The organism is Rhizobium sp. SVR5-9E, assembly GCF_056755095.1.
Genome location: NZ_JBNDHS010000098.1, coordinates 1 through 20,076, shown reverse-complemented (window position 1 = coordinate 20,076; position 20,076 = coordinate 1). Strand labels below are relative to the sequence as shown.

22 protein-coding genes, 1 pseudogene and 1 riboswitch are annotated in these 20,076 nt (G+C 59.9%); of the genes and pseudogenes, 13 read left to right on the top strand and 10 right to left on the bottom strand.

The annotated features are described in order from the left end of the window. The 7 genes from ACPYOJ_RS28755 to ACPYOJ_RS28725 all read right to left on the bottom strand — a co-directional run. The coding region (locus ACPYOJ_RS28755) for a retropepsin-like aspartic protease family protein (RefSeq protein WP_481419288.1) at positions 1 to 544 on the bottom strand (544 nt) is incomplete at its 3' end. A gap of 124 nt (positions 545 to 668) precedes the next feature. After that, a complete protein-coding gene (upp, locus tag ACPYOJ_RS28750) occupies positions 669 to 1,298 on the bottom strand; it encodes a uracil phosphoribosyltransferase (RefSeq protein WP_481419287.1) in 630 nt (209 codons plus the stop codon). Between the two features lie 108 nt (positions 1,299 to 1,406). After that, complete coding sequence (locus ACPYOJ_RS28745; protein WP_481419286.1) at positions 1,407 to 2,375, bottom strand: adenosine deaminase; 969 nt, start codon at positions 2,373 to 2,375, stop codon at positions 1,407 to 1,409. Continuing rightward, positions 2,372 to 3,592 (bottom strand): phosphopentomutase, encoded by a 1,221-nt coding sequence (locus ACPYOJ_RS28740; RefSeq protein ID WP_481419285.1) that lies wholly within the window; start codon positions 3,590 to 3,592, stop codon positions 2,372 to 2,374. Before ACPYOJ_RS28740 ends, ACPYOJ_RS28745 begins: the two co-directional genes overlap by 4 nt. Before the next feature lie 98 nt (positions 3,593 to 3,690). Further along, the gene (locus ACPYOJ_RS28735) at positions 3,691 to 4,275 is read right to left on the bottom strand and encodes a TadE/TadG family type IV pilus assembly protein (protein ID WP_481419284.1); all 585 of its coding nucleotides are present in this window, start codon (positions 4,273 to 4,275) and stop codon (positions 3,691 to 3,693) included. Next, the gene (locus tag ACPYOJ_RS28730) at positions 4,275 to 4,892 is read right to left on the bottom strand and encodes a TadE/TadG family type IV pilus assembly protein (protein ID WP_481419283.1); all 618 of its coding nucleotides are present in this window, start codon (positions 4,890 to 4,892) and stop codon (positions 4,275 to 4,277) included. The genes ACPYOJ_RS28735 and ACPYOJ_RS28730 overlap by 1 nt, the downstream gene beginning before the upstream one ends. A 114-nt stretch (positions 4,893 to 5,006) precedes the next feature. Beyond that, the gene (locus ACPYOJ_RS28725) at positions 5,007 to 5,426 is read right to left on the bottom strand and encodes a pilus assembly protein N-terminal domain-containing protein (RefSeq protein ID WP_481419282.1); all 420 of its coding nucleotides are present in this window, start codon (positions 5,424 to 5,426) and stop codon (positions 5,007 to 5,009) included. A 401-nt stretch (positions 5,427 to 5,827) separates the two neighbouring features. On the opposite strand from ACPYOJ_RS28725, the gene ACPYOJ_RS28720 reads away from it, so the two are divergent. From ACPYOJ_RS28720 to ACPYOJ_RS28675, 10 genes are all read left to right on the top strand, one after another. Beyond that, a complete protein-coding gene (locus ACPYOJ_RS28720) occupies positions 5,828 to 6,028 on the top strand; it encodes a Flp family type IVb pilin (protein ID WP_481419281.1) in 201 nt (66 codons plus the stop codon). Between the two features lie 105 nt (positions 6,029 to 6,133). Further along, complete coding sequence (locus ACPYOJ_RS28715) at positions 6,134 to 6,646, top strand: A24 family peptidase (RefSeq protein WP_481419280.1); 513 nt, start codon at positions 6,134 to 6,136, stop codon at positions 6,644 to 6,646. Between the two features lie 110 nt (positions 6,647 to 6,756). Next, the gene (gene cpaB / locus ACPYOJ_RS28710) at positions 6,757 to 7,569 is read left to right on the top strand and encodes a Flp pilus assembly protein CpaB (RefSeq protein ID WP_481419279.1); all 813 of its coding nucleotides are present in this window, start codon (positions 6,757 to 6,759) and stop codon (positions 7,567 to 7,569) included. Between the two features lie 10 nt (positions 7,570 to 7,579). Beyond that, positions 7,580 to 9,085: a type II and III secretion system protein family protein gene (locus ACPYOJ_RS28705; RefSeq protein WP_481419278.1), complete on the top strand. Its 1,506-nt coding sequence runs from the start codon at positions 7,580 to 7,582 to the stop codon at positions 9,083 to 9,085. 44 nt (positions 9,086 to 9,129) lie between these two features. Beyond that, positions 9,130 to 9,831 carry a CpaD family pilus assembly protein gene (locus tag ACPYOJ_RS28700; RefSeq protein WP_481419277.1) on the top strand — a complete coding sequence of 234 codons (702 nt, stop codon included), beginning with the start codon at positions 9,130 to 9,132 and terminating at the stop codon, positions 9,829 to 9,831. 14 nt (positions 9,832 to 9,845) lie between these two features. Continuing rightward, entirely contained in the window at positions 9,846 to 11,126 is a 1,281-nt protein-coding gene (locus ACPYOJ_RS28695) for a CpaE/TadZ family protein (RefSeq protein ID WP_481419276.1), read from the top strand. A gap of 32 nt (positions 11,127 to 11,158) precedes the next feature. Continuing rightward, positions 11,159 to 12,634, top strand: coding sequence for a TadA family conjugal transfer-associated ATPase (locus ACPYOJ_RS28690; protein WP_168827941.1), 1,476 nt, complete (start codon positions 11,159 to 11,161; stop codon positions 12,632 to 12,634). Next, positions 12,634 to 13,641 carry a type II secretion system F family protein gene (locus ACPYOJ_RS28685; protein ID WP_481419275.1) on the top strand — a complete coding sequence of 336 codons (1,008 nt, stop codon included), beginning with the start codon at positions 12,634 to 12,636 and terminating at the stop codon, positions 13,639 to 13,641. The genes ACPYOJ_RS28690 and ACPYOJ_RS28685 overlap by 1 nt, the downstream gene beginning before the upstream one ends. 19 nt (positions 13,642 to 13,660) lie before the next feature. Continuing rightward, entirely contained in the window at positions 13,661 to 14,647 is a 987-nt protein-coding gene (locus ACPYOJ_RS28680; protein ID WP_481419274.1) for a type II secretion system F family protein, read from the top strand. Positions 14,648 to 14,683: 36 nt separating this feature from the next. Next, a riboswitch (ZMP/ZTP riboswitch) is annotated at positions 14,684 to 14,762 on the top strand. A gap of 17 nt (positions 14,763 to 14,779) precedes the next feature. Then, positions 14,780 to 15,412, top strand: a complete 633-nt coding sequence (locus tag ACPYOJ_RS28675) for a LysE family translocator (protein WP_481419273.1) — start codon at positions 14,780 to 14,782, stop codon at positions 15,410 to 15,412. 8 nt (positions 15,413 to 15,420) lie between these two features. Here the strand turns inward: ACPYOJ_RS28675 and ACPYOJ_RS28670 are convergent, their stop codons facing one another. Continuing rightward, on the bottom strand, positions 15,421 to 16,245 hold the full coding sequence (locus ACPYOJ_RS28670) for a tetratricopeptide repeat protein (protein ID WP_481419272.1): 825 nt from the start codon (positions 16,243 to 16,245) through the stop codon (positions 15,421 to 15,423). Between the two features lie 142 nt (positions 16,246 to 16,387). On the opposite strand from ACPYOJ_RS28670, the gene ACPYOJ_RS28665 reads away from it, so the two are divergent. From ACPYOJ_RS28665 to ACPYOJ_RS28655, 3 genes are all read left to right on the top strand, one after another. After that, positions 16,388 to 17,776, top strand: coding sequence for a leucyl aminopeptidase family protein (locus ACPYOJ_RS28665; RefSeq protein WP_481419271.1), 1,389 nt, complete (start codon positions 16,388 to 16,390; stop codon positions 17,774 to 17,776). Positions 17,777 to 17,891: 115 nt separating this feature from the next. Then, positions 17,892 to 18,242, top strand: a complete 351-nt coding sequence (locus ACPYOJ_RS28660) for a MarR family transcriptional regulator (RefSeq protein ID WP_481419270.1) — start codon at positions 17,892 to 17,894, stop codon at positions 18,240 to 18,242. 11 nt (positions 18,243 to 18,253) lie between these two features. Beyond that, positions 18,254 to 19,108: a C40 family peptidase gene (locus ACPYOJ_RS28655; RefSeq protein WP_481419269.1), complete on the top strand. Its 855-nt coding sequence runs from the start codon at positions 18,254 to 18,256 to the stop codon at positions 19,106 to 19,108. 1 nt (position 19,109) lies between these two features. Here the strand turns inward: ACPYOJ_RS28655 and ACPYOJ_RS28650 are convergent, their stop codons facing one another. Continuing rightward, complete coding sequence (locus ACPYOJ_RS28650) at positions 19,110 to 19,964, bottom strand: ABC transporter permease (RefSeq protein ID WP_481419268.1); 855 nt, start codon at positions 19,962 to 19,964, stop codon at positions 19,110 to 19,112. Between the two features lie 2 nt (positions 19,965 to 19,966). Further along, a pseudogene (locus ACPYOJ_RS28645) lies at positions 19,967 to 20,076 on the bottom strand (ABC transporter permease); the annotation flags it as partial.

Genomic DNA, 20,076 nt, shown 5'->3' with positions numbered 1-20,076 from the left:
CCGCGACCGAGTAGGATTGCAGTTTCTTCAGGAAGCTCATGCCGACCAGCGTCATCGAAAGCGCCTCGTCCTTGAGCACGAAAGCTTCCACGCTTCGCACACGGACGCCGCCGATTTCGACGCGATCGAGCGTGACATGTGCGGCCTTGGTCTGGCCGTTTGCCGTATTGACGGCATAGCGGAAATCGAGCTGGCCGGCGCCGTAGCCAAGACGGCGGGCGAGGCTTTCGTTCAAGGCGACATAGGTCGCGCCGGTATCGATCAAGCCCTGCACCGGCTTGCCGTTGATCTTGAAGTCGCCCCTGTAGTGCCCCTGGGCATCGGCCCGAAGCAGCATCCTTCCGCTGCCGGAAGCAGGCACGGGCGAGCGAGCTTCGGTCTGGGTCAAAGCATCGGTGTCGGAAGCGTTATCGGCGATCGGCTGCTCGCCGATTCCGTGAAGAAGGGACGGCACCTGCGTGGCGAGTGCGACGGCTATGCTCGCGAAAATGACTGTACGCATGAGCATGAAACAGAAATCCTTCCCGCGTAAACCAGGCATCATCCGGGTGCACGCTTCAAGCTGCTACGCCCTCAATCGCTGACAAGTTGCTAACGGCCATAGCAAAAAGGCCCGGATCTCTGTCCGGGCTCTGCAAGTCGTCGGATTTAGTAAAGAAAAGCTGAAGCTATTTCGTGCCGTACATGCGGTCGCCTGCATCCCCGAGACCCGGCATGATATAGCCTTTCTCGTTGAGATGGCTGTCGATCGCGGCGGTGAAGACCTGAACATCGGGATGTGCCGAGCGGAAATTCTTGATGCCTTCCGGGGCGGCCAGCAGGCAGAGGAAGCGGATATTGTGCGCGCCGCGCTCCTTCAGCTTGTCGATTGCGGCAATCGAGGAATTGCCCGTCGCCAGCATCGGGTCGACGACGATGATCAGGCGTTGTGCAACGTCGTCCGGTGCCTTGAAGTAATATTCCACGGGCTGCAGCGTTTCGTGGTCGCGATAGACGCCGATGTGGGAGACGCGAGCTGAAGGGACGAGATCGAGCATGCCTTCGAGCAGCCCGTTGCCGGCACGTAGGATCGACGCGAAGACCAGCTTCTTGCCTTCCAGGATCGGCGATTCCATGGTCTGAAGCGGCGTCTCGATGGTTTCCATCGTCAGCTCGAGATCACGCGTCACCTCGTAGCATAGCAGGGTCGAGATTTCCCGGAGCAGCCGGCGGAAGCTGCCCGTCGATGTCTCCTTGCGCCGCATGATGGTGAGTTTGTGCTGCACAAGCGGGTGGTCGATGACGGTGACGCCTTCCATGGCCGAGCCTCTCTTTAATTGTTCTTATAAGACGTTTCTTTCATGGAAATCGCCTCAACTGCAAGAGTGGAGGCGATTTTCACGTCACGATCCCCAGGCTCGGGCGGCTCAAAGCCGGGCGAGCAGCGCTATACGGGTTGCTTCGTCGACGAAAGCCGCCTCGATGGCAGTCCGCGTCAGCGCGTTGATTTCGCTGTCGTTGAAGCCGAAGGCATCAGAAGCAAGCTCATATTCCCGCTTCAGCGAGGTATGGAAAAAGGGCGGATCGTCGGAACTGATCGTCACCCGGACGCCGGTTTCCTTGAGCTTGCGGAGCGGATGCGCAGCGAAATCGGGGAAGACGTTCAGGGCAATATTGGAGCCCGGGCAGACCTCGAGAACAGTCCCGAGATCGGCAAGCCGCCTCACAAGCTCGGCATCTTCGATGGCGCGAACGCCGTGGCCGATGCGCGACGGCCGCACGACGTCCAGCGCGTCGGAAACGCTGAAGGCGCCGCAGACCTCACCGGCGTGGATCGTCAGACCGAGCCCGGCGTCGCGAGCGATATCAAAGGCACGGGCATAGTCGGCCACACGGCCCATGCGCTCCTCGCCAGCCAGGTTGAAGCCGGTGATCAGCGGATTGCCGGCTTTGACGGCATATTCCGCCGCACCGATCACGCTCTCAGGCCCGAAATGCCGTTCACCGGTCACGATCAGCCGCGCTTCGATGCCGCTCTTCTCCTTCGCCCGGCGAATACCTTCGCACACGCCGGCAATATAGGCGTCCGCGCCGAGCCCGATGCGCTTTCCATGGTCCGGCGAAACGATGAGCTCGCTATAAATCGTGCCGATCTCGGCAAGCTCCTGCAGATAGGTTTCGGTCAACAGCGCGTAGTCCTCGTCAGTCTTATAGACCTCGGAGACTTTGTCGTAGCATTCGAGAAAGCTTGCAAAATCATGCCAGACATAGGCACCGCCGCGGAGATAGGCGCTGATGTCGATATTGTACTTGCGGGCCTGCGCTTCCGTCAGCGCCGGCGGCGCGGCACCCTCGAGATGACAGTGCAGCTCGGCCTTCTTCAGATGCAATGTCATAGAAAGCTTCTCCCATGCGGTCCGGCGGCGATGCCGAGATGCCGAGCGACTGTCTCGCCGATGTCGGCATAGGTGCTGCGAATGCCGATATTGCGTGACTTCAACCCCGGGCCATAAGCGATGATCGGCACGCGCTCGCGCGTATGATCCGTGCCGCGCCAGGTCGGGTCGCAGCCATGGTCGGCCGTGAGGATGACAAGATCGCCGGGTGTAAGCTTGCGGTGGACGTCCGGCAGCCGCGCATCGAAGGCTTCGAGCGCGGCGGCATAACCTGGAACGTCACGGCGATGGCCATAGACCATGTCGAAGTCAACAAAGTTCGTGAAAACGAGGTCGCCGTCTTGGGCCTCTTCCATCGCGGCAAGAGAAGCGTCCATCAATGCGTCGTTGCCGTTGGCCTTGATTACTCTTGAGACGCCTTGATGCGCGAAAATATCACCGATCTTGCCGACGGCGTGAACCTTGCGGCCCTCCTTGACGAGCCGGTCAAGCAGCGTTGGCTCTGGTGGCGGCACGGAAAAATCCCGGCGATTGCCAGTGCGCTCAAAGGTCGAGGAGGTTTCGCCGACGAAGGGGCGGGCAATGACCCGGCCGATATTGTAATGGTCGAGAAGCGCGCGGGCGATGCGGCAGAAACTCAGCAGACGGTCCAGGCCGAAATGCGTCTCGTGTGCTGCAACCTGGAAGACAGAGTCCGCCGATGTATAGCAGATCGGCTTGCCGGTGCGGATGTGCTCCTCGCCGAAACGGGCGATGATTTCCGTGCCCGAGGCATGGCAGTTGCCGAGAATTCCCGGAAGCTCCGCCGCGCTGCAGAGCGCCTCGATAAACTGTGGGGGAAAGGCGTCTCCCTCTGCGGGGAAATATCCCCAATCGAATGTCACCGGCGTTCCGGCGATTTCCCAATGCCCCGACGGCGTGTCCTTGCCGCGGGAGACTTCATTGGCGCAGCCGTGGATGCCGTAAACCTTCTCCGGAATCGGCATGCCATCCGGAAAGCGCCCGGTCGCGGTCTTCGCGATCTGCATCAGCCCGAGCGCCGACATGTTGGGAAGAGAAAGCGGACCGGAGCGCAAGCCTGCCCTATCGGCGGCCCCGGCTGCACAAAACTCCGCAATATGGCCAAGCGTATTTGAGCCGTCGTCGCCATAGGCAACCGCATCCAGGCCCCCACCGACGCCGAAGGAATCAAGGACAAAAAGAAATGCACGCGCCATCTTCAACCATCACGCTGAGCGGCTGAAGAGCCGCAGTCTCGGCGAGGCATACAGCGCGATCGCATTCTTGGCAAATTTCGGGGAAGGGAATGCCGCGATCAGCAATCGCCGCAGGTGACGTCCTTGCCTTGCCGCTGCCGGTAATAATAGGTTCGGCGTATGGTGATCTGCTGCATATTGCTGGGAAGGAAGCTCGGTCCAAACGCGAGCAGCTTGTAGGGAATGCTGAGGTCGGCCCGCACGAGAAAGCTATCCGCTTTTTGCAGCTCGGCGGGGATTCCGCTAACAGGGGAATTTGCAGCATAGGGCGCGGCCGCCGCGTCGTTTGCCCAGGACCAAAGAACCTTGGCGTTGGCACCGGTGTCGATATCGATGCCGGTCAATTCGATCTGAATGTCGGTTGTATCGAAAGGAACGAAGATCCCGTCGGCAACCGAGGCTATGTCCGTCAGCGAGCTTTTGGTGACATTCTCCTGTTGCGTGACGAGATCCGCAATCGAGCCGGCGGCGCGGCTGGCGCGTTTGCTGACACTCAGCCCAAGCGTGGTCTCGAAGGCACCGATATAGAGCATCACCAGGACGGGAAAGAGGATGGCGAATTCGATTGCGCCAACGCCGCTGCGGTCATGCCCGAGGTGGACGAGCTTCGCTTTCAGCCGCATCAGGATTCCGGTCGCGGCCATCAATATTTCTCGTTCTCGAAGGCTGCGGTCGCGACGATAAGGTAGTCATTCAGCCTTGCGCCGGTCGTCGTCTTGTATGGGGTAATATACGGCCTGATAAGGTCGGTGATGATCTGCCAGTGATAATAGGCGCGCACCATATTGATCGAGCCGGAGCCGCCCGGTGAATACTGCAGCGCCGATGTATCGAGGCCAGTCGCATTCATCGGAATCGTATCCGGAATATCGGAAAACTTGCTGAACGTGCGGACATCGAGCCAGAGCTTGTTCGGCGTCGTGATCTCGTCTTCGGAACACTGGATGAGGATCGAGACCTCGCCGCAAAACTCCCGCCGGAAGGCCGTCTGATCCATGTAGGTCGGCTGTCCGGCGACATTGGTAATCTGTCCGGTCCGCATCTTTCGGCTCATGGTATCGACGGCATTGGATACAAGTTGCTCTGCGGCGAACGCCACAAAAGTTTCCAGGATTGCGAAGATCACCATGAAATAAGGAATTGCGAGCAGCGCGAATTCGATCGCTGTCGACCCGTCGCGCGAGCGCGCAAATGACTTCCATCGGCTCTGCTTGGCCGGCTGCGTGCAGGCTCCGTCTGCCTGGTGATCATTAGCCGCCATCGCGCCATCCGGAAGAAGGGTTCATGCAGCAATTGTAGAGCGCGTTTGTTGATTTTCCGTTTCAGGCTGGGGCTACAATTTAACGGATGATGACGGGCCCAGCTCGTGCGCGGATCAGCCGCCGGCAGCGGCATCTGCCGTATTATTCTGCTGGGTGTGCTGTTCGCAGTTCGGCGTGCAGGAGAGGACGGAGCGATCGGTCTGGCGGTAGACGCGCACCGTGTTGCCTTCGTCGATCGAGACAAGAACCGTCTCGTCGAGTATCGCGTTGCCGTCGGCGTCAAGCAGGACGATATTGGTTGTCCCGAAACTGCGGCCGGTAAGCACGATCGTCTTCGCGTCGGCAACCGTCGCGTCGGCAACCTTGGCGTTGCCGATAATCACTTTGCTGGCTGGCCGGTCGAGCTTCAGTACACGCGCATGATCCATGTACACGCGCAGCACGTCTTCTTCGGCGCGCAATGGAGCCTGAAGCCCGCAAAGCCCGAACATCGCGGCTGAAAAAAATGCAATAGTCTTGCCGCCCGATGGCATATCGCTCTCTTGATTAGAATCCGGCAGAATTTTGAAACAGGATGGAAAAAAATGGTAAATGAAGCTTTAAGAATTATTCAAAGTGATCGATAGCATTACGCTTTTATCCAAAATGGATCGGATGAGGACGTCCTCTCGGTCGCGATGTTTTCAAGTGGCACAATTGATGTAGCATTTCAGCGCACCTTGGAGGCGCAGCGATTTATAAGTTCTCTCGCATCCGGTAAAATTGAATATAAAGGAGTAATGCCATGCTTACCATTCGTTTTTTTACTTTAGCATTTACGAACTGCTAACCCTTTTCCTTAAGCCGATTGAAACGGCGCCCCGTTAGGTTGTGGCAATCCGATCAACGGTAACAGTTGGCGGACGTGCTGAACCTCAACTGGAGTGGAGTAACCATGACCAAGCTTTTTAGCCGTTTTCTGAAGGACGAATCCGGCGCGACTGCAATTGAATACGGCCTGATTGCAGCGCTCATTTCTGTGGCGCTCATCGCGGGTGCCAGTGCTCTCGGCAACACCCTGAACGCCACGTTCCAGAACCTGTCGACGACGATGAATACTGCTACAGACGGCAGTTCGGTCCAAGATCTCCAATAAGATCGTCTTCGATACTTAGTGGAAGAGGCGCAGAGATGCGCCTCGGCCGGCTAGGCTTACCTTTGATGGTAGGCCTTTCTTGCTTTTTGAGGAGCAGGATTTGAAATGATCGCAGCATCCATCTTCGTGGTTTTTCCACTTTGCCTCGCTGTCGCTGCGTTGTCGGATCTGGTCACGATGACGATACCGAACCGCGTATCCCTGATTCTCGTCATTTCATTTCTCATCATCGCGCCGCTTACCGGCATGGCAATTCCCGTGATCGGCATGCATCTAGCCGCGGGACTCGCTGTCTTCTGCGGCTGCTTTGCGCTCTTTGCCTTGAATGTGATGGGTGGAGGGGACGCCAAACTTCTCTCGGCCGCTGCGCTCTGGTTTGGCTTCAATCAAAGCCTGATACTATTCCTTTGCTGCGTCGGCGTGATCGGCGGCTTGCTGACATTTGCTATTCTGATGATCCGCTCGCAAACCAATGTAATCCTTGCTATCGGCCTGCCGCTGCCCAACTCGCTCCTACTGGCGAAGAAAATTCCTTACGGCATCGCCATCGCCATCGGCGGCTTTACGGCGTTCCCCTATTCGCCGATGCTGATTCATGCGCTTGAAACGCTGAAATAACGGCGACTTAAACGTGCATTAACTTAAAATGTAAGTGTTACGTTAACCATAATTACACCAATTCCGGAGCATTCTTCGGGGTGAGCGTGCTGCTTGCCGAGGACTGAAGAATGAAACCCGCCCGTTTGATGATACTTTCAGTGGCCGTCGTTGCCGCTGGCCTCGCCGGTTTTCTGGCGATGAAGCTTGCCGGGCGGGGTGGCGTCGTCACGCAGGTGAAGTCGGTCGTCGAAAAAGAGCCCACGGCCAATGTGCTTGTCTCGAGTGCTAATCTGCCCGTAGGCGCCCGCATTGACGACAAGGCCGTGCATTGGATGCCCTGGCCGCGCGACGGCGTTGTTCAGGGCTTTATCACCGAAGCCGACAAGCCCGACGCGATCAAGGACATGAAGGGTGCGGTGGTACGCCTACCGATCTTCGAAGGCGAGCCGATCCGGCCGGAAAAACTCGCCGATTCAAACAGCCGCATCCTTTCGGCCCTTTTGCCCGCTGGCAAACGCGCTGTCGCCACGGAAATCTCGGTCGCGACCGGCGCCGGCGGCTTCATCCTTCCGAACGATCGTGTCGATGTCATCATGGTCCGCAAAGCGCAGGGAAGCGACAAGTTCCTGACCGAGACCGTGCTGAGCAATGTCCGCGTTCTCGCCATCGATCAGCAGATTCAAGAAAAGGACGATGGTTCCAAGGCTGTCGTGGGCACCACGGCAACCCTCGAACTGACGCCCGATCAAACCAAGGTCCTGGCAGTTGCCCAGCAGATGGCAGACAAGCTGTCGCTCGCGCTGCGTTCCGTGGCCGATGCACAGGAGCAGGACACGAGTGCCGCCGATTATCTCCTGAGCGGAGACAATGGAAGCGCCCTGGTGCAGGTCATCAAGTCTGGTTCGATCGTGACAGACACCAGTGCGCCAAAGGCCGAGTGAGGGGAAATCTATGGTGAATACAATGCGGCGCGCTAGACATTTCCTCTCCGGCGCCATCACGCTGACGATGGTTATTTCGGGGCTGACGCCACCCGCCTTCGCGCCACTCCTCGGCGCGGGAATTGCCCATGCGGAATCGGAAGGCGTCATTCGTATCTCTCAGACCGGCCCCGGTGCCCACCGCCGCCTCAAGCTCGGCCTCAACAAGGCGCTCGTCGTCGATCTGCCAGAGGACGCGCATGACATTCTCGTCTCCGATCCGTCGATGGCCGACGCGGTGACGCGCACATCGCGCCGCATCTATCTCTTCGGCAAGAAGGTCGGCCAAACGAACATCTTCATCTTCGGAAGCGACGGCCAGGAGGTCGTGAGCCTCGATATCGAAATCGAGCGCGATGTCTCGGGCCTCGAAGCGAATCTCAGGCGCTTCATTGTCGATTCCAACATCAATGTCGAAATCGTATCTGACAACATCGTGTTGACCGGCACGGTTCGCACCCCGCAGGATGCCAAGCAGGCCGCAGACCTTGCACAGGCGTTTCTGACGGGCGGTGAGGCAACCACGCGAACGGAGACGGCCGCCAGCTCCGCGCAGCAGGGCGATGTCGCGATCTTTGCCGAAGCCCGCCAGCAATCCCAGGTCGTCAATCTGCTGCAGATTCAGGGCGAAGATCAGGTCACGCTGAAGGTGACGATTGCCGAAGTCCGCCGCGAAATCCTCAAGCAGCTCGGCTTCGACAATCTCGTATCGAATTCCTCGGGCATGACCGTAGCGCAGCTCGGCTCGCCTATAGCGAATGGCTCCACTGCGACACTCGGCGGAGGACTTGCAGCGCTGTTCAAGACCGCAATCGGTAAGTACGACATATCGACCTATCTCAGCGCTCTTGAGCAGGCGAAGGTCGTCAAGACCTTGGCCGAACCTACTTTGACCGCTATTTCCGGCCAGGCCGCCACCTTCAATTCCGGCGGCCAGGTTCTCTACTCGACCACCGACAATGACGGCAACGTCACCATCGTTCCCTACAACTACGGCATCAATCTGGCCTTCAAGCCGGTGGTTCTGTCCTCGGGCCGCATCAGCCTTGAAATCAAGACCAATGTGTCCGAGCCGGCACCATCCGTGTCGGGGTCGCAGCCGACCTACCAGCGCCGCTCGGCCGAGACCTCCGTGGAGCTTCCGTCCGGCGGCTCGATCGCGCTCGCCGGCCTGATCAGGGACAACGTTTCGCAGACATCGAACGGCACGCCGGGCGTCAACAAGATCCCGATTCTAGGTACGTTGTTCCGCCAGCGGACGGTGGAGCGCGACGAGACCGAACTCGTCATCATCGCGACCCCCTATCTCGTCCGCCCTGTCGCTCGCAATGAACTCAATCGGCCGGATGACAATTTCAGTCCCGAGAACGACGCTCAGGCCTTCTTAATGAACCGGGTGAACAAGATCTACGGACGGCCCGAGGCACCGATCGTCGATGCGCAATTCCACGGTTCCATCGGATTTATCTACAAGTGAACGGGGCGGGGTCGAAAACGATGCAACGATATGATGAACAGCCCATGGCTCAACGCAAAAAGGCCGCGTTACGATGGGCCATGCTTGGTGCCGCCGCATTTGCAGGGGCAATGCTCTCCGGCTGCGCGGCGCCGCGCGATAATCTGACTACGGGAGGCATTCCCGACGACTACCGTCAACGCCACCCAATCGTGGTGGCTGAGGCCGAACAGACAGTTGATATCCCGGTTGCCTCGACCGATCGGCGTCTGACGATTGCGCAGCGCGACGTGATCCGCGGCTTTGCGGCCAATTACCTGTCCCGGGCGTCCGGCCCAGTTTATGTCATGACACCACAAGGCTCCGCGAATTCGGCGGCCGCAAGTCAGTTGCGAAGCCAGGTTCGCGCTGAGCTCTCCCACAGAGGGGTACCGAGCTCGAAGATCGTCAACGCGAGCTATGCTGCAACTGTTCCCGGCGATGCAGCGCCTATCCGGCTCAGTTTCGTCGGTATGACGGCCATTACCTCGAAGTGCGGCGAATGGCCAAAGGACATCGGTGGCGGCTTCGATTTCGACAATCAGAATTATTACAACTTCGGCTGCGCCACCCAAAACAACCTAGCCGCACAGATCGCCAATCCTGAAGACCTTATTGCGCCGCGGGGCATGACGCCAATCGACGCCGCCCGCCGCAACAATGCGATCGAAGAGTACCGAACCACCTCAACTACCATCGAGGACGTCGGCGGAAGTTCCTCGTTCTGACGGAAGACGAACCTATGAGCCCCATCGAATACGAGATCAAGAACACTGCAGAGCTGCAGCACGTCGAAGACGCCGTGCGCATGGGCGAGCTTGAGAACATGCGGCCGCTGCCGCGTATTTCCGTGCACGCGTTCTGCGAGAGCGAGGCACTTCAGCGGGCCATGGAGCGCTGTGGCAACGACCGGCGCATGTCGAAGGTCAGCCTGCGGATTACCAGTGGCGGCGTTGCGGCGGCCGCGAATATGTTCTCTAGCGCCCCGACGCCCAATCTGCTCATTCTTGAGACGAAGGCGAATGCGGCAAGCCTCCTTTCGGAGCTCGCGCCGCTTGCCGCCGTTTGCGATCCGAGCACCAAGGTCATTGTCATCGGCTATTACAATGACATCGCGCTCTATCGCGAGCTGATCCGCAACGGCATTTCCGAATACATGGTTCAGCCGGTGGCGGTGCCTGACATCATGATGGCGATGGCTGCGATCTTCGTCGATCCAGATGCCGAACCACTTGGCCGCAGCATTGCCTTCATCGGTTCCAAGGGAGGCGCCGGTGCCTCGACGATCGCCCACAATTGCGCATTCGGCATTTCCAATCTCTTCTCGACCGAGACGATCCTTGCCGATCTCGATCTGCCTTACGGTACCGCAAACATCGATTTCGACCAGGACCCGACCCAAGGGATCGCCGAAGCCGTCTTTGCTCCTGATCGGCTGGACGAGGTCTTTCTCGACCGCCTTCTGACGAAATGTTCGGAACACCTGTCACTGCTCGCCGCGCCGTCGCTTCTTGATCGCGCCTATGACTTTGATGGCCAGGCGTTTCAACCGGTTCTTGAGGTTCTGCAGCGCAGCGCGCCAGTTGCGGTGCTCGATGTTCCGCATGCCTGGTCGGAATGGACGCGTTCGGTTCTGGCGTCAGTGGACGAGGTGGTCATCTGCGCCGTTCCCGATCTTGCAAACTTGCGCAACGCAAAGAACATGCTCGATGCGCTCCGCAAGCTGCGCCCGAACGACAAGTCGCCGCATCTCGTCCTCAACCAGGTCGGCATGCCGAAGCGTCCGGAAATTGCGCCGTCCGATTTCTGCGAACCGCTCGAGATCGAGCCGATCGCGATCATTCCCTTCGATATCGGCCTCTTCGGCAATGCCGCCAATAGTGGCCGCATGATCTCGGAAATCGACCCGAAGTCGCCGACGGCTGAGACCTTCTCGCAGCTGGCACACATCGTTACCGGCCGGGTGACCATGAAGAAGCCGAAGCGCGGTGGTCTGATGGGGCTGCTGAAGCGCGCCAAGTAAGAGACGAAAACGAGTAGATTGGATTTTGTGGCATGTTCGGAAAACGTGGAAACGAAGGCTTCGGAAAGGGTGGCGCCACAAGCGCGCCGCCATTGCCGGCCGCCCCGGCGGCTCCCGCTTCTGTACCCGCCGTGCTGGTCGAGCCGGCAAAGGAGCCGGGCCGCTACCAGGTGACGCCACCGCCGATGCAGACACCGCAGCGCAGGCGCCTAACCCGCACTGACGAATATTATGACACTAAGGCGCAGGTCTTCTCGGCGCTTATCGACACGATCGACCTGTCGCAGCTCGCCAAGCTCGATGCCGAAAGCGCACGCGAGGAAATTCGCGATATCGTCAACGATATCATCACGATCAAGAACTTCGCGATGCCGATTTCCGAGCAGGAGGAGCTGCTCGAAGACATTTGCAACGACGTTCTCGGCTACGGCCCGCTGGAGCCGCTGCTCGCGCGTGACGACATCGCCGACATCATGGTCAACGGCGCCGGCCAGACCTTCATCGAAGTCGGCGGCAAGACGATCGAATCGGAAATCCGCTTCCGCGATAACGGCCAGCTCCTTTCCATCTGCCAGCGCATCGTCAGCCAAGTCGGCCGCCGTGTCGATGAATCGAGCCCGATATGCGACGCCCGCCTTCCCGACGGCTCGCGTGTCAACGTCATCGCCCCGCCGCTCGCAATCGACGGTCCGGCGCTTACCATCCGTAAATTCAAGAAGGACAAGCTGACGCTCGATCAGCTCGTCCGCTTCGGCGCGATCACCCCGGAAGGCGCGACGTTGCTGCAGATCATCGGCCGTGTTCGTTGCAACGTCGTTATCTCCGGCGGCACCGGCTCGGGCAAGACGACGCTCCTGAACTGCCTGACGAACTACATCGACAGGGACGAGCGCGTCATCACCTGCGAGGACACCGCGGAACTACAGCTGCAACAGCCGCATGTCGTGCGCCTGGAAACGCGGCCGCCGAATATCGAAGGCGAAGGCGAAATCACCATGCGTGACCTCGTCAAGAACTGCCTTCGCATGCGTCCCGAACGCATCATCGTCGGCGAAGTGCGCGGACCGGAGGTCTTCGACCTACTGCAGGCGATGAACACCGGCCACGATGGCTCGATGGGAACCATTCACTCCAACTCGCCGCGCGAGTGCTTGAGCCGTATCGAATCGATGATCGCCATGGGCGGCTACAGTCTCCCGGCAAAAACGGTTCGCGAGATCATCGCCGGTTCGATCGACGTCATCATCCAAGCCGCGCGCCTCCGCGACGGGTCGCGGCGCATCACGGCCATCACGGAGGTGATCGGCATGGAAGGCGACGTCATCATCACGCAGGATCTGATGCGCTACGAGATCGAAGGCGAAGACGCAGCCGGCCGTCTGATCGGCCGTCATATGTCGACGGGCATCGGCAAGCCGCATTTCTGGGATCGCGCGCGCTACTACAACGAGGAGAAGCGCCTCGCGTCTGCGCTGGACGCGATGGAAGCAAATTCAAAGGAAATCTGATGTTCGGTTTCGATCCGATCGTGCTCGCCATCATCACGCTTGCAGCAGTCGCTGCGGGCGCGGTTTGCTATGGTCTGCTCTTCAGCCGGATGGAGACTGAGAAGAAGGCTGCCAACCGCCTGAACCGCGTGACTTCGGCAGAAACGGACCGAGTGAAGGTCAAGGCCGCGCACGATCGCGTCCAGGAAATGTCAAAACGCCGCAAATCGGTGCAGGACAACCTCAAGGATCTCGAGAAGCGCCAGCAGGAAAATACAAAGCGGAAGCTTTCCCTGAAGTCCCGGCTGATTCAGGCGGGCTTTATGATCTCGCCTGCCAAATTCTACATGTTCAGCGCTGCGTTTGGCCTGTTTCTGATGCTCATCGCCTTGCTCGCCGGGGCGCCCTTGCTGGTCGTTCTTGCAGTTCCGGTCGTCGCCGGTCTCGGCCTGCCGCGCTGGGTCCTGGGTTTCCTGATCAAGCGCCGCCAGAACAAGTTTCTCGATGAATTTCCAAACGCGCTGGACGTCATCGTGCGTTCGATCAAATCCGGCTTGCCGCTGAACGACGCTATCAGGTTGATTGCAAACGAGGGTCGTGACCCGGTGAAAACCGAATTTCGCCGCATCGTCGAATCGCAGCAGGTCGGTCTCAGCGTTCCTGACGCCTGCGCGCGCATGACCAATTACATGCCGTTGCAGGAAGTGAGCTTCTTCGCGATCGTTATCGCCATCCAGTCGCAGGCGGGCGGCAACCTTTCCGAAGCGATCGGCAACCTGTCGAAGGTTCTCCGTGACCGCAAAAAGATGAAGGCAAAGGTCAAAGCACTTTCGATGGAAGCCAAGGCTTCTGCCGTGATTATCGGCGCCCTTCCTTTCATCGTGGCGACCCTCGTCTATCTGACGTCGCCGCAATACATGATCATCCTGTTCACCGATCCGCGCGGACACCTGATCATGGGTGCTTCCGCCGTATGGATGTCCATCGGCATCTTCGTCATGCGCAACATGGTCAATTTCGACATCTAACCGGAGAGAGACGCGCGCCATGTCATCGGATCTTGCAGCGAAATTGACCGACCCGGCCATGCTGCTCGCGGTCCTGATCGCTATTGCGGTCTTTGCGACCTTCTACACCATCGCGATTCCCTTCTTCGAACGCGGCGACCTGAACAAGCGAATGCGGGCCGTTTCGACGGAGCGCGATCAGATCCGGGCGCGCGAGCGCGCCCGCATGAACTCCGAGGCCGTTGCAAACAAGGCCTCGCTGCGCACGCAGAACAATCGCTCCGTTCGCCAGATCGTCGAGCGCTTCAATCTTCGCAGAGCGCTGGTCGATGAAAACACGATGAACAAGCTGCGTGCAGCGGGCTATCGCTCGGAAAACGCGCTGAACACCTTCCTCGTGGCCCGCTTCCTCCTGCCGTTCGTCTTCCTGGCCGTTGCTGCCTTCTGGATTTTCGGTCTCGGACATCTTGCTGAAAAGCCGCTTCCCATCCGCCTGCTTGCGACGATCGGAACGGGTTATCTCGGGTTCTATGCACCGAATATCTTTATCTCCAACCGCATGTCGAAGCGGCAGCACTCGATCAAGCGCGCCTGGCCGGATGCGCTCGACCTGATGCTGATCTGCGTCGAATCCGGCATTTCGATCGAAGCGGCGATGCGCCGCGTGTCGGAAGAACTCGGCGAGCAGTCACCGCCGCTTGCCGAAGAAATGGTACTGACGACAGCCGAGCTTTCCTTCCTGCCCGACCGCCGGCAGGCGCTCGAAAACCTCGGCACGCGCACGCAGATCGATCTCGTGCGTTCGGTCACCCAGGCGCTCATCCAGGCCGATCGTTACGGCACGCCGATCTCGCAGGCGTTGCGCGTTCTCGCACAGGAAGGCCGTGACGAGCGCATGAACGAGGCAGAGAAGAAGGCGGCCGCCCTGCCGCCCAAGCTGACCGTGCCGATGATCCTGTTTTTCCTTCCCGTTCTGGTTGCCGTCATCCTTGGCCCCGCAGGCATACAGGTTGCAGATCGCTTCTGATGCCTGCTTGCGGGCGAGGCGAAAAGCAGCTAGCCATAGCTTCCGCGTGACTGGCGAATGAGATGGAAAACCATCGGGAAGCGCGGTTGAGCCGCCGCTCGCCTGGGCACCTTCAGTCAACAAGGAGCTCCCATGTCTTCAGCCGCTATTCTTGCCAGTATCTTTGCAGCCATGTTGGTCGGCGCAATGAGCCCCGGTCCAAGCTTCGTCGTCGTGTCCCGGATCGCCATCTCCCGTTCGCGCCTGGATGGGCTGGCGGCCGCCGCCGGCATGGGTGTCGGCGGCATTGTCTTCAGCGTGCTTGCGCTGGCCGGATTGACCGCCTTGCTGACGCAGTTCGCCTGGCTCTATCTGGTGCTGAAACTCGCAGGCGGCGCCTATCTCGTCTATATCGCCTGCCGCATCTGGCGAGGCGCAAAGGAGCCTTTGGAGGTGTCGGGTACTGTTGAGGGCCGTTCGTCGATCCGGCGAAGCTTCTCGACGGCGCTTTTGACGCAGCTCAGCAACCCGAAGACCATCATCGTCTACGCCAGCATCTTTGCGGCGTTTCTCCCCAAGAGCATTCCGCTCGCAGTCATCGTGGGCCTGCCGATCGGTATCTTCGCGATCGAGTTCGGTTGGTACGCGATCGTGGCCATGGCGTTTTCAGCCCGCCGCCCGCGGCAGGTCTATCTCTCGGCCAAGCGCTGGATCGATCGCTCTGCCGGTCTCGTCATGGGCGGGCTCGGCCTGCGCCTGATCTTCTCCGGCGCGGCTCTTCGGTAGCTCCGGGATCAGTTCGTGCTGCTCGCGGGCTGGCCATCCTTGGCAGCAAGCTTCTGCCATGAATTTTGCTGCGAAAGCATCGAACGCAGATAGGCAGCATTCGCATCTGCCTGTTGCGGCGAAAGCTCGCGCCGGGCGATCTGCTCGGCTTCGGCGAACCGTCCCTGTAGGCCGACGGCAAGAGCGAGGTTCTGTCGGACCCGGCTATCGGCACCAGGCTGGCTCGCTGCCTGCTTGAGATAAGTTTCGGCGGTCCTGAGATCGCTGGTCAGAAGATAGGACATGCCGAGGTTCGAAAGCACTGACGGCTCGTTCGGCAGGATGTCCAGCGCATCGCGATACCGCGCCCGGGCATCGGCGGGCTTGCCCAGCTGGTCGAGGATCGCGCCCTGGGCGGAAATCAGCTTCCAGTCGGGCCGATCCGGGGTTTGCGCACGGCCGATTGTATCGAGCGCCTGTTGAAGCTGACCGGTGGCTGCCTGGGCCTTGCCGTAGGCGGCAAGAACATTGCGGTCATTGGGATTGGAAATCGCGACCTGCTGCATGACGGCAAGTGCCTGTGCATCGCGTCCCTGCATGCGCAGCAGATTGGCGTAGTTGACGCCGTTCACCGGATCGCGGGGATTTCGTTCGTAAGCCTGGCCGAGTCGCTCGGTAGCCGTGCGAAGCTCGTTCGCATCCATGGATTCGATCGGCTTTGACAGCTGCGGCACCGAACCCGTCGTCATCTTGTCCTTGGTGGTCGTGCAACCCGCGAGCGCGGCGGCCACGAGCGCCGCCGTGGCGCACTGCAGAATACGGTTCTTGAACGGGGTGGCCGCGGTGAGGTGCATTGCGCTTTCCTGAATTCAGAAACTGGCGCCTGACCTCTAAGCGGAACAGGGAAAGGTTTGACGCAATCTTCGCTCCAGCAATAGTCTGTTAACCCTAACATACCGTTAAGAAGCGATTCCTGGACACCGCCGAAGGAAAAACATGGCCCCCTATCAGTTTATTGAGAGACCGACGCCGTTCAACACGAAGGGCGGCTCGACACTGCCGATTTTCGCTGTCACTCCGGCTCATATCGAGACCGGAACAATCGATCCCATCGCGCTCGATTGGGCAAGGAAGGCGGGCTACAAGGCCGAAAGCGGGTCGCTGCTGCTCATTCCAACGGCGGACGGCCTTCTCGGTGGCGCGCTTTTCGGCCTCGGGACAAATCCGTCGGAGCAGCCCTATATCACCGGCAAGCTGGCCCGCTCGCTACCTGCCGGCGACTGGCACATCGAAACGGCACCACTCACGGCAAACCGCCTGTCGCTCGGTTTCGGCCTCGGCAGCTATCGCTTCGATCGATACCGCTCGGAAAAGACGACAGCCGCCACGCTGATGATCCCGCGCGATGCTGACGGCGCGGACATCAAGCGTCAACTTGCCGGTGTCTTCCTCGCCCGCGATCTCATCAACACGCCGACCAACGACATGGGACCCGAGCAGCTCGAAGCCGCCTTCCGTGCCCTCGCCGAGCACTACAAGGCGGAGATGTCGGTCATCATCGGCGACGATCTCCTGAAGGAAAACTTTCCGCTGGTCCACACTGTCGGCCGCGCCAGCGCCGACGCGCCGCGTCTTCTGGAGCTGCGTTGGGGCAAGAAAGGCCATCGCAAGGTCACGCTCGTCGGCAAGGGCGTCTGCTTCGACACCGGCGGTCTCGATATCAAGCCGGCCTCTTCCATGCTGCTGATGAAGAAAGACATGGGCGGCGCAGCGAACGTCATGGGTCTGGCGCTGATGATCATGGATGCGAAGCTGAAGGTCGACCTCCGCGTCATCATCCCGGTCGTGGAGAATTCGATCTCGGCAAATGCGTTCCGGCCGGGAGACATCTACAGGAGCCGCAAGGGCCTCACTGTCCAGATCGATAACACCGATGCGGAAGGCCGCTTGATCCTCGCCGATGCGCTGGCCTATGCCGATGAAGAAGCGCCGGATCTCTTGATCGACATGGCGACGCTGACGGGCGCGGCCCGCGTAGCGCTCGGGCCGGATCTCCCGCCCTTCTTCACGGATGACGAGGATCTTGCCCGCGATCTCTCCGAGGCAAGCCTCGAGACCGATGACCCGCTGTGGCGGCTCCCGCTTTACATGGGCTACGACAAGGATATTCGCGCCAAGATGGCCGACATCACCAATGCTCCGGCAGGCGGCATGGCAGGGGCGATCACGGCGGCCTTGTTCCTGAAGCGCTTCGTCAGCAAGGCGAAAAGCTGGGCGCATTTCGATATCTACGGCTGGGCGCCGGCAGAGCGCGCGCACTCGCCGGGCGGCGGCGAGGCGCAGGCAATCCGTGCACTTTACCATCACATCCGGACCGCGCTCTAAGGGCCGATCGTTAAAATTTTATTCACCTTGCGAGGCGGCAGATTCTGCCGCCTCTTGCATGCAGGCATCTGCTCCCGGAAAATACACCACAGCGTAACGGTTTTCCGGAGGGGCTTTGCCGATCGAACTGACCGCCTCGCAGGCGCTGGGCCTTTGGCACGGCGTTACGCTCAATCAGGTGCGCCACGACGAACGCGATTTGACGTTGCGCCAGATGGCAATCCTGCTGCATATCTATCTGGTGCCGCCGCCTCATACGGTGCGGGGGCTTGCCGCAACGCTGAACGTTACGAAGCCGGTTATCACTCGCGCCCTCGATACGATGGGCGAAATGGGGTTGGTCGACCGGGCGCGCGACGAAAGCGACCGGCGGAACGTGATCATCAAGCGCACTGTCGGCGGCGCACTCTATCTGGAGAAGCTCGGCGATCTCGTGCGTGACCAGGGACGCCGCCTGCCGGTGTAAACGGAGTGAATATGACGATGCTCGACCGCCGCCTGCATGCCTATCGGCCGGATCTCGCCGAAGCGAGCCTTGAAGGCAAGGTCGAGGCCTTGCGCTTTGTTTCCGGCACGCCAGCGCGGATCGCCGTTCCCGTTGCACCGCTTCGCCCGCAGCCTGATCTTTCAAAGGGAATCGATACGGAGCTGCTCTTCGGTGAGGATGTGGTGGTCTTTGATCGCGCGGACGGCTGGTGCTGGGTGAAGGCCGGTTCCGACGGTTATGTCGGCTATCTTCCGGAGGCAACGCTGTCCGAGGGACAAGCGGAGCCCACGCATGTCGTCACCGTGCAGCGCACTTTCCTCTATCCCGAGCCGGAATTGCGCAAGCCTCATCAATCCGTGCTCTCCATGGGCAGCCGCGTGCGCGTCGCCGGCGAAGCGGAAGCCCGAGGCAATCACTATGTCGTGCTGGAAGACGGCACCGCGATCTTCGCCAAGCACGTTCAGCCGATCGGCGCGGGCAGGGACGACGACTATGTCGAGATCGCATCGCGCTTCATGAACGCACCCTATTTGTGGGGCGGCCGTTCGGGCCTCGGCATTGATTGCTCCGGCCTCGTGCAGCTTGCCTTGCAGATGACCGGCAGAAGCGCGCCGCGCGACACCGACATGCAGGCAGCAGGTCTAGGTAAGGTCATCGATCGCTCCGAGCTTCGCCGCGGTGACCTCGTTTTCTGGAAGGGTCATGTGGCGATCATGGAAGATCCGGAAACGATCATCCACGCCAACGGCCACACAATGACCGTTGCGCGCGAGAATTTCGAGGCCGCCATCAAACGCATCGGCTGGCTTTACGACCAGCCGACCGGCTACCGTCGCCCCGTCTGATTCAGATCCGCCGCGGATCGAAGAAGTCGCGCAATCCATCGCCCAACATGTTGAAGCCGAGAACGGCAAGCGCAATGGCAAGGCCGGGCAGGATCGCCAGCCATGGCGCCAGTTCGAGATAGGTTTGGGAGTCGGCAAGCATGCGGCCCCAGGTCGGCGCCGGCGGGGCGAGCCCCAGGCCGAGGAAACTTAATCCTGCTTCGGTGAGGGTCGCCAGGCCGAGCTGGATCGTTGCCTGGACAATCACGTGGTTCATGATGTTTGGCGCAACATGGCGTACCGAAATGGTGAGGCGGCTGTTGCCGAGCGCGCGAGCCGCCAACACGTAATCGCGACTCCAGGCCTGCAGGGCCGAGGCAAGCGTCACGCGTGCGAAGACCGGGATCATGAAGACGGCAATTGCGATGATCGCCGTAAACCTGCCAGGCCCAAGAAATGCGCCGAGGATCATCGCCGAGAGGATCGGCGGCAAGGCAAAGACGACATCACAGACCCGCATCAGCAGTGTCTCGAAGGCGCCGCGGATCGCCGCGGCCGAAATTCCGGCAATCGACCCAATCGTACCGCCGATGACAACCGCGGTGATGGCGATCGACAGCGAATTCCAGCATCCGGTCATCAGCATCGAAAGAATATCGCGGCCGAATTGATCGGTGCCGAGCACGCCAAAAGCGAAGGGCGGCTGCAATTTATGAATGATCTGCATCTTCGCAGGCGGTAGTGGTGTCCAGACGAGCGACAGCAGGGCGATTGCCACGAGTAGTCCCACGATGGCTGCGCCAGAGACGAGCTTCATTTGCCGGCTAATGGAAAATGAACGTGGCCTGCTCGAAGCATCGGATGCGATCTGCGCCATCGTCATGCGTCCTTTCGCAGCCGCGGGTCGATGGCGAGATAGGACATATCGACCAGGAAATTCATGAGCATGACAAGCGCGGCAAAGAACAGCACGACGTCCTGCATGACCA

Coding starts and splice junctions, on each gene's coding strand:
- ACPYOJ_RS28650 (WP_481419268.1), bottom strand. CDS start 19,964: ATGGCGCAGATCGCATCCGATGCTTCGAGCAGGCCACGTTCATTTTCC.
- ACPYOJ_RS28655 (WP_481419269.1), top strand. CDS start 18,254: ATGACGATGCTCGACCGCCGCCTGCATGCCTATCGGCCGGATCTCGCC.
- ACPYOJ_RS28680 (WP_481419274.1), top strand. CDS start 13,661: ATGTCATCGGATCTTGCAGCGAAATTGACCGACCCGGCCATGCTGCTC.
- ACPYOJ_RS28705 (WP_481419278.1), top strand. CDS start 7,580: ATGGTGAATACAATGCGGCGCGCTAGACATTTCCTCTCCGGCGCCATC.
- ACPYOJ_RS28745 (WP_481419286.1), bottom strand. CDS start 2,375: ATGACATTGCATCTGAAGAAGGCCGAGCTGCACTGTCATCTCGAGGGT.
- ACPYOJ_RS28700 (WP_481419277.1), top strand. CDS start 9,130: ATGGCTCAACGCAAAAAGGCCGCGTTACGATGGGCCATGCTTGGTGCC.
- cpaB (WP_481419279.1), top strand. CDS start 6,757: ATGAAACCCGCCCGTTTGATGATACTTTCAGTGGCCGTCGTTGCCGCT.
- ACPYOJ_RS28690 (WP_168827941.1), top strand. CDS start 11,159: ATGTTCGGAAAACGTGGAAACGAAGGCTTCGGAAAGGGTGGCGCCACA.
- ACPYOJ_RS28685 (WP_481419275.1), top strand. CDS start 12,634: ATGTTCGGTTTCGATCCGATCGTGCTCGCCATCATCACGCTTGCAGCA.
- ACPYOJ_RS28665 (WP_481419271.1), top strand. CDS start 16,388: ATGGCCCCCTATCAGTTTATTGAGAGACCGACGCCGTTCAACACGAAG.
- ACPYOJ_RS28670 (WP_481419272.1), bottom strand. CDS start 16,245: ATGCACCTCACCGCGGCCACCCCGTTCAAGAACCGTATTCTGCAGTGC.
- ACPYOJ_RS28735 (WP_481419284.1), bottom strand. CDS start 4,275: ATGGCCGCGACCGGAATCCTGATGCGGCTGAAAGCGAAGCTCGTCCAC.
- ACPYOJ_RS28740 (WP_481419285.1), bottom strand. CDS start 3,592: ATGGCGCGTGCATTTCTTTTTGTCCTTGATTCCTTCGGCGTCGGTGGG.
- ACPYOJ_RS28695 (WP_481419276.1), top strand. CDS start 9,846: ATGAGCCCCATCGAATACGAGATCAAGAACACTGCAGAGCTGCAGCAC.
- ACPYOJ_RS28720 (WP_481419281.1), top strand. CDS start 5,828: ATGACCAAGCTTTTTAGCCGTTTTCTGAAGGACGAATCCGGCGCGACT.
- ACPYOJ_RS28675 (WP_481419273.1), top strand. CDS start 14,780: ATGTCTTCAGCCGCTATTCTTGCCAGTATCTTTGCAGCCATGTTGGTC.
- ACPYOJ_RS28725 (WP_481419282.1), bottom strand. CDS start 5,426: ATGCCATCGGGCGGCAAGACTATTGCATTTTTTTCAGCCGCGATGTTC.
- ACPYOJ_RS28730 (WP_481419283.1), bottom strand. CDS start 4,892: ATGGCGGCTAATGATCACCAGGCAGACGGAGCCTGCACGCAGCCGGCC.
- ACPYOJ_RS28715 (WP_481419280.1), top strand. CDS start 6,134: ATGATCGCAGCATCCATCTTCGTGGTTTTTCCACTTTGCCTCGCTGTC.
- upp (WP_481419287.1), bottom strand. CDS start 1,298: ATGGAAGGCGTCACCGTCATCGACCACCCGCTTGTGCAGCACAAACTC.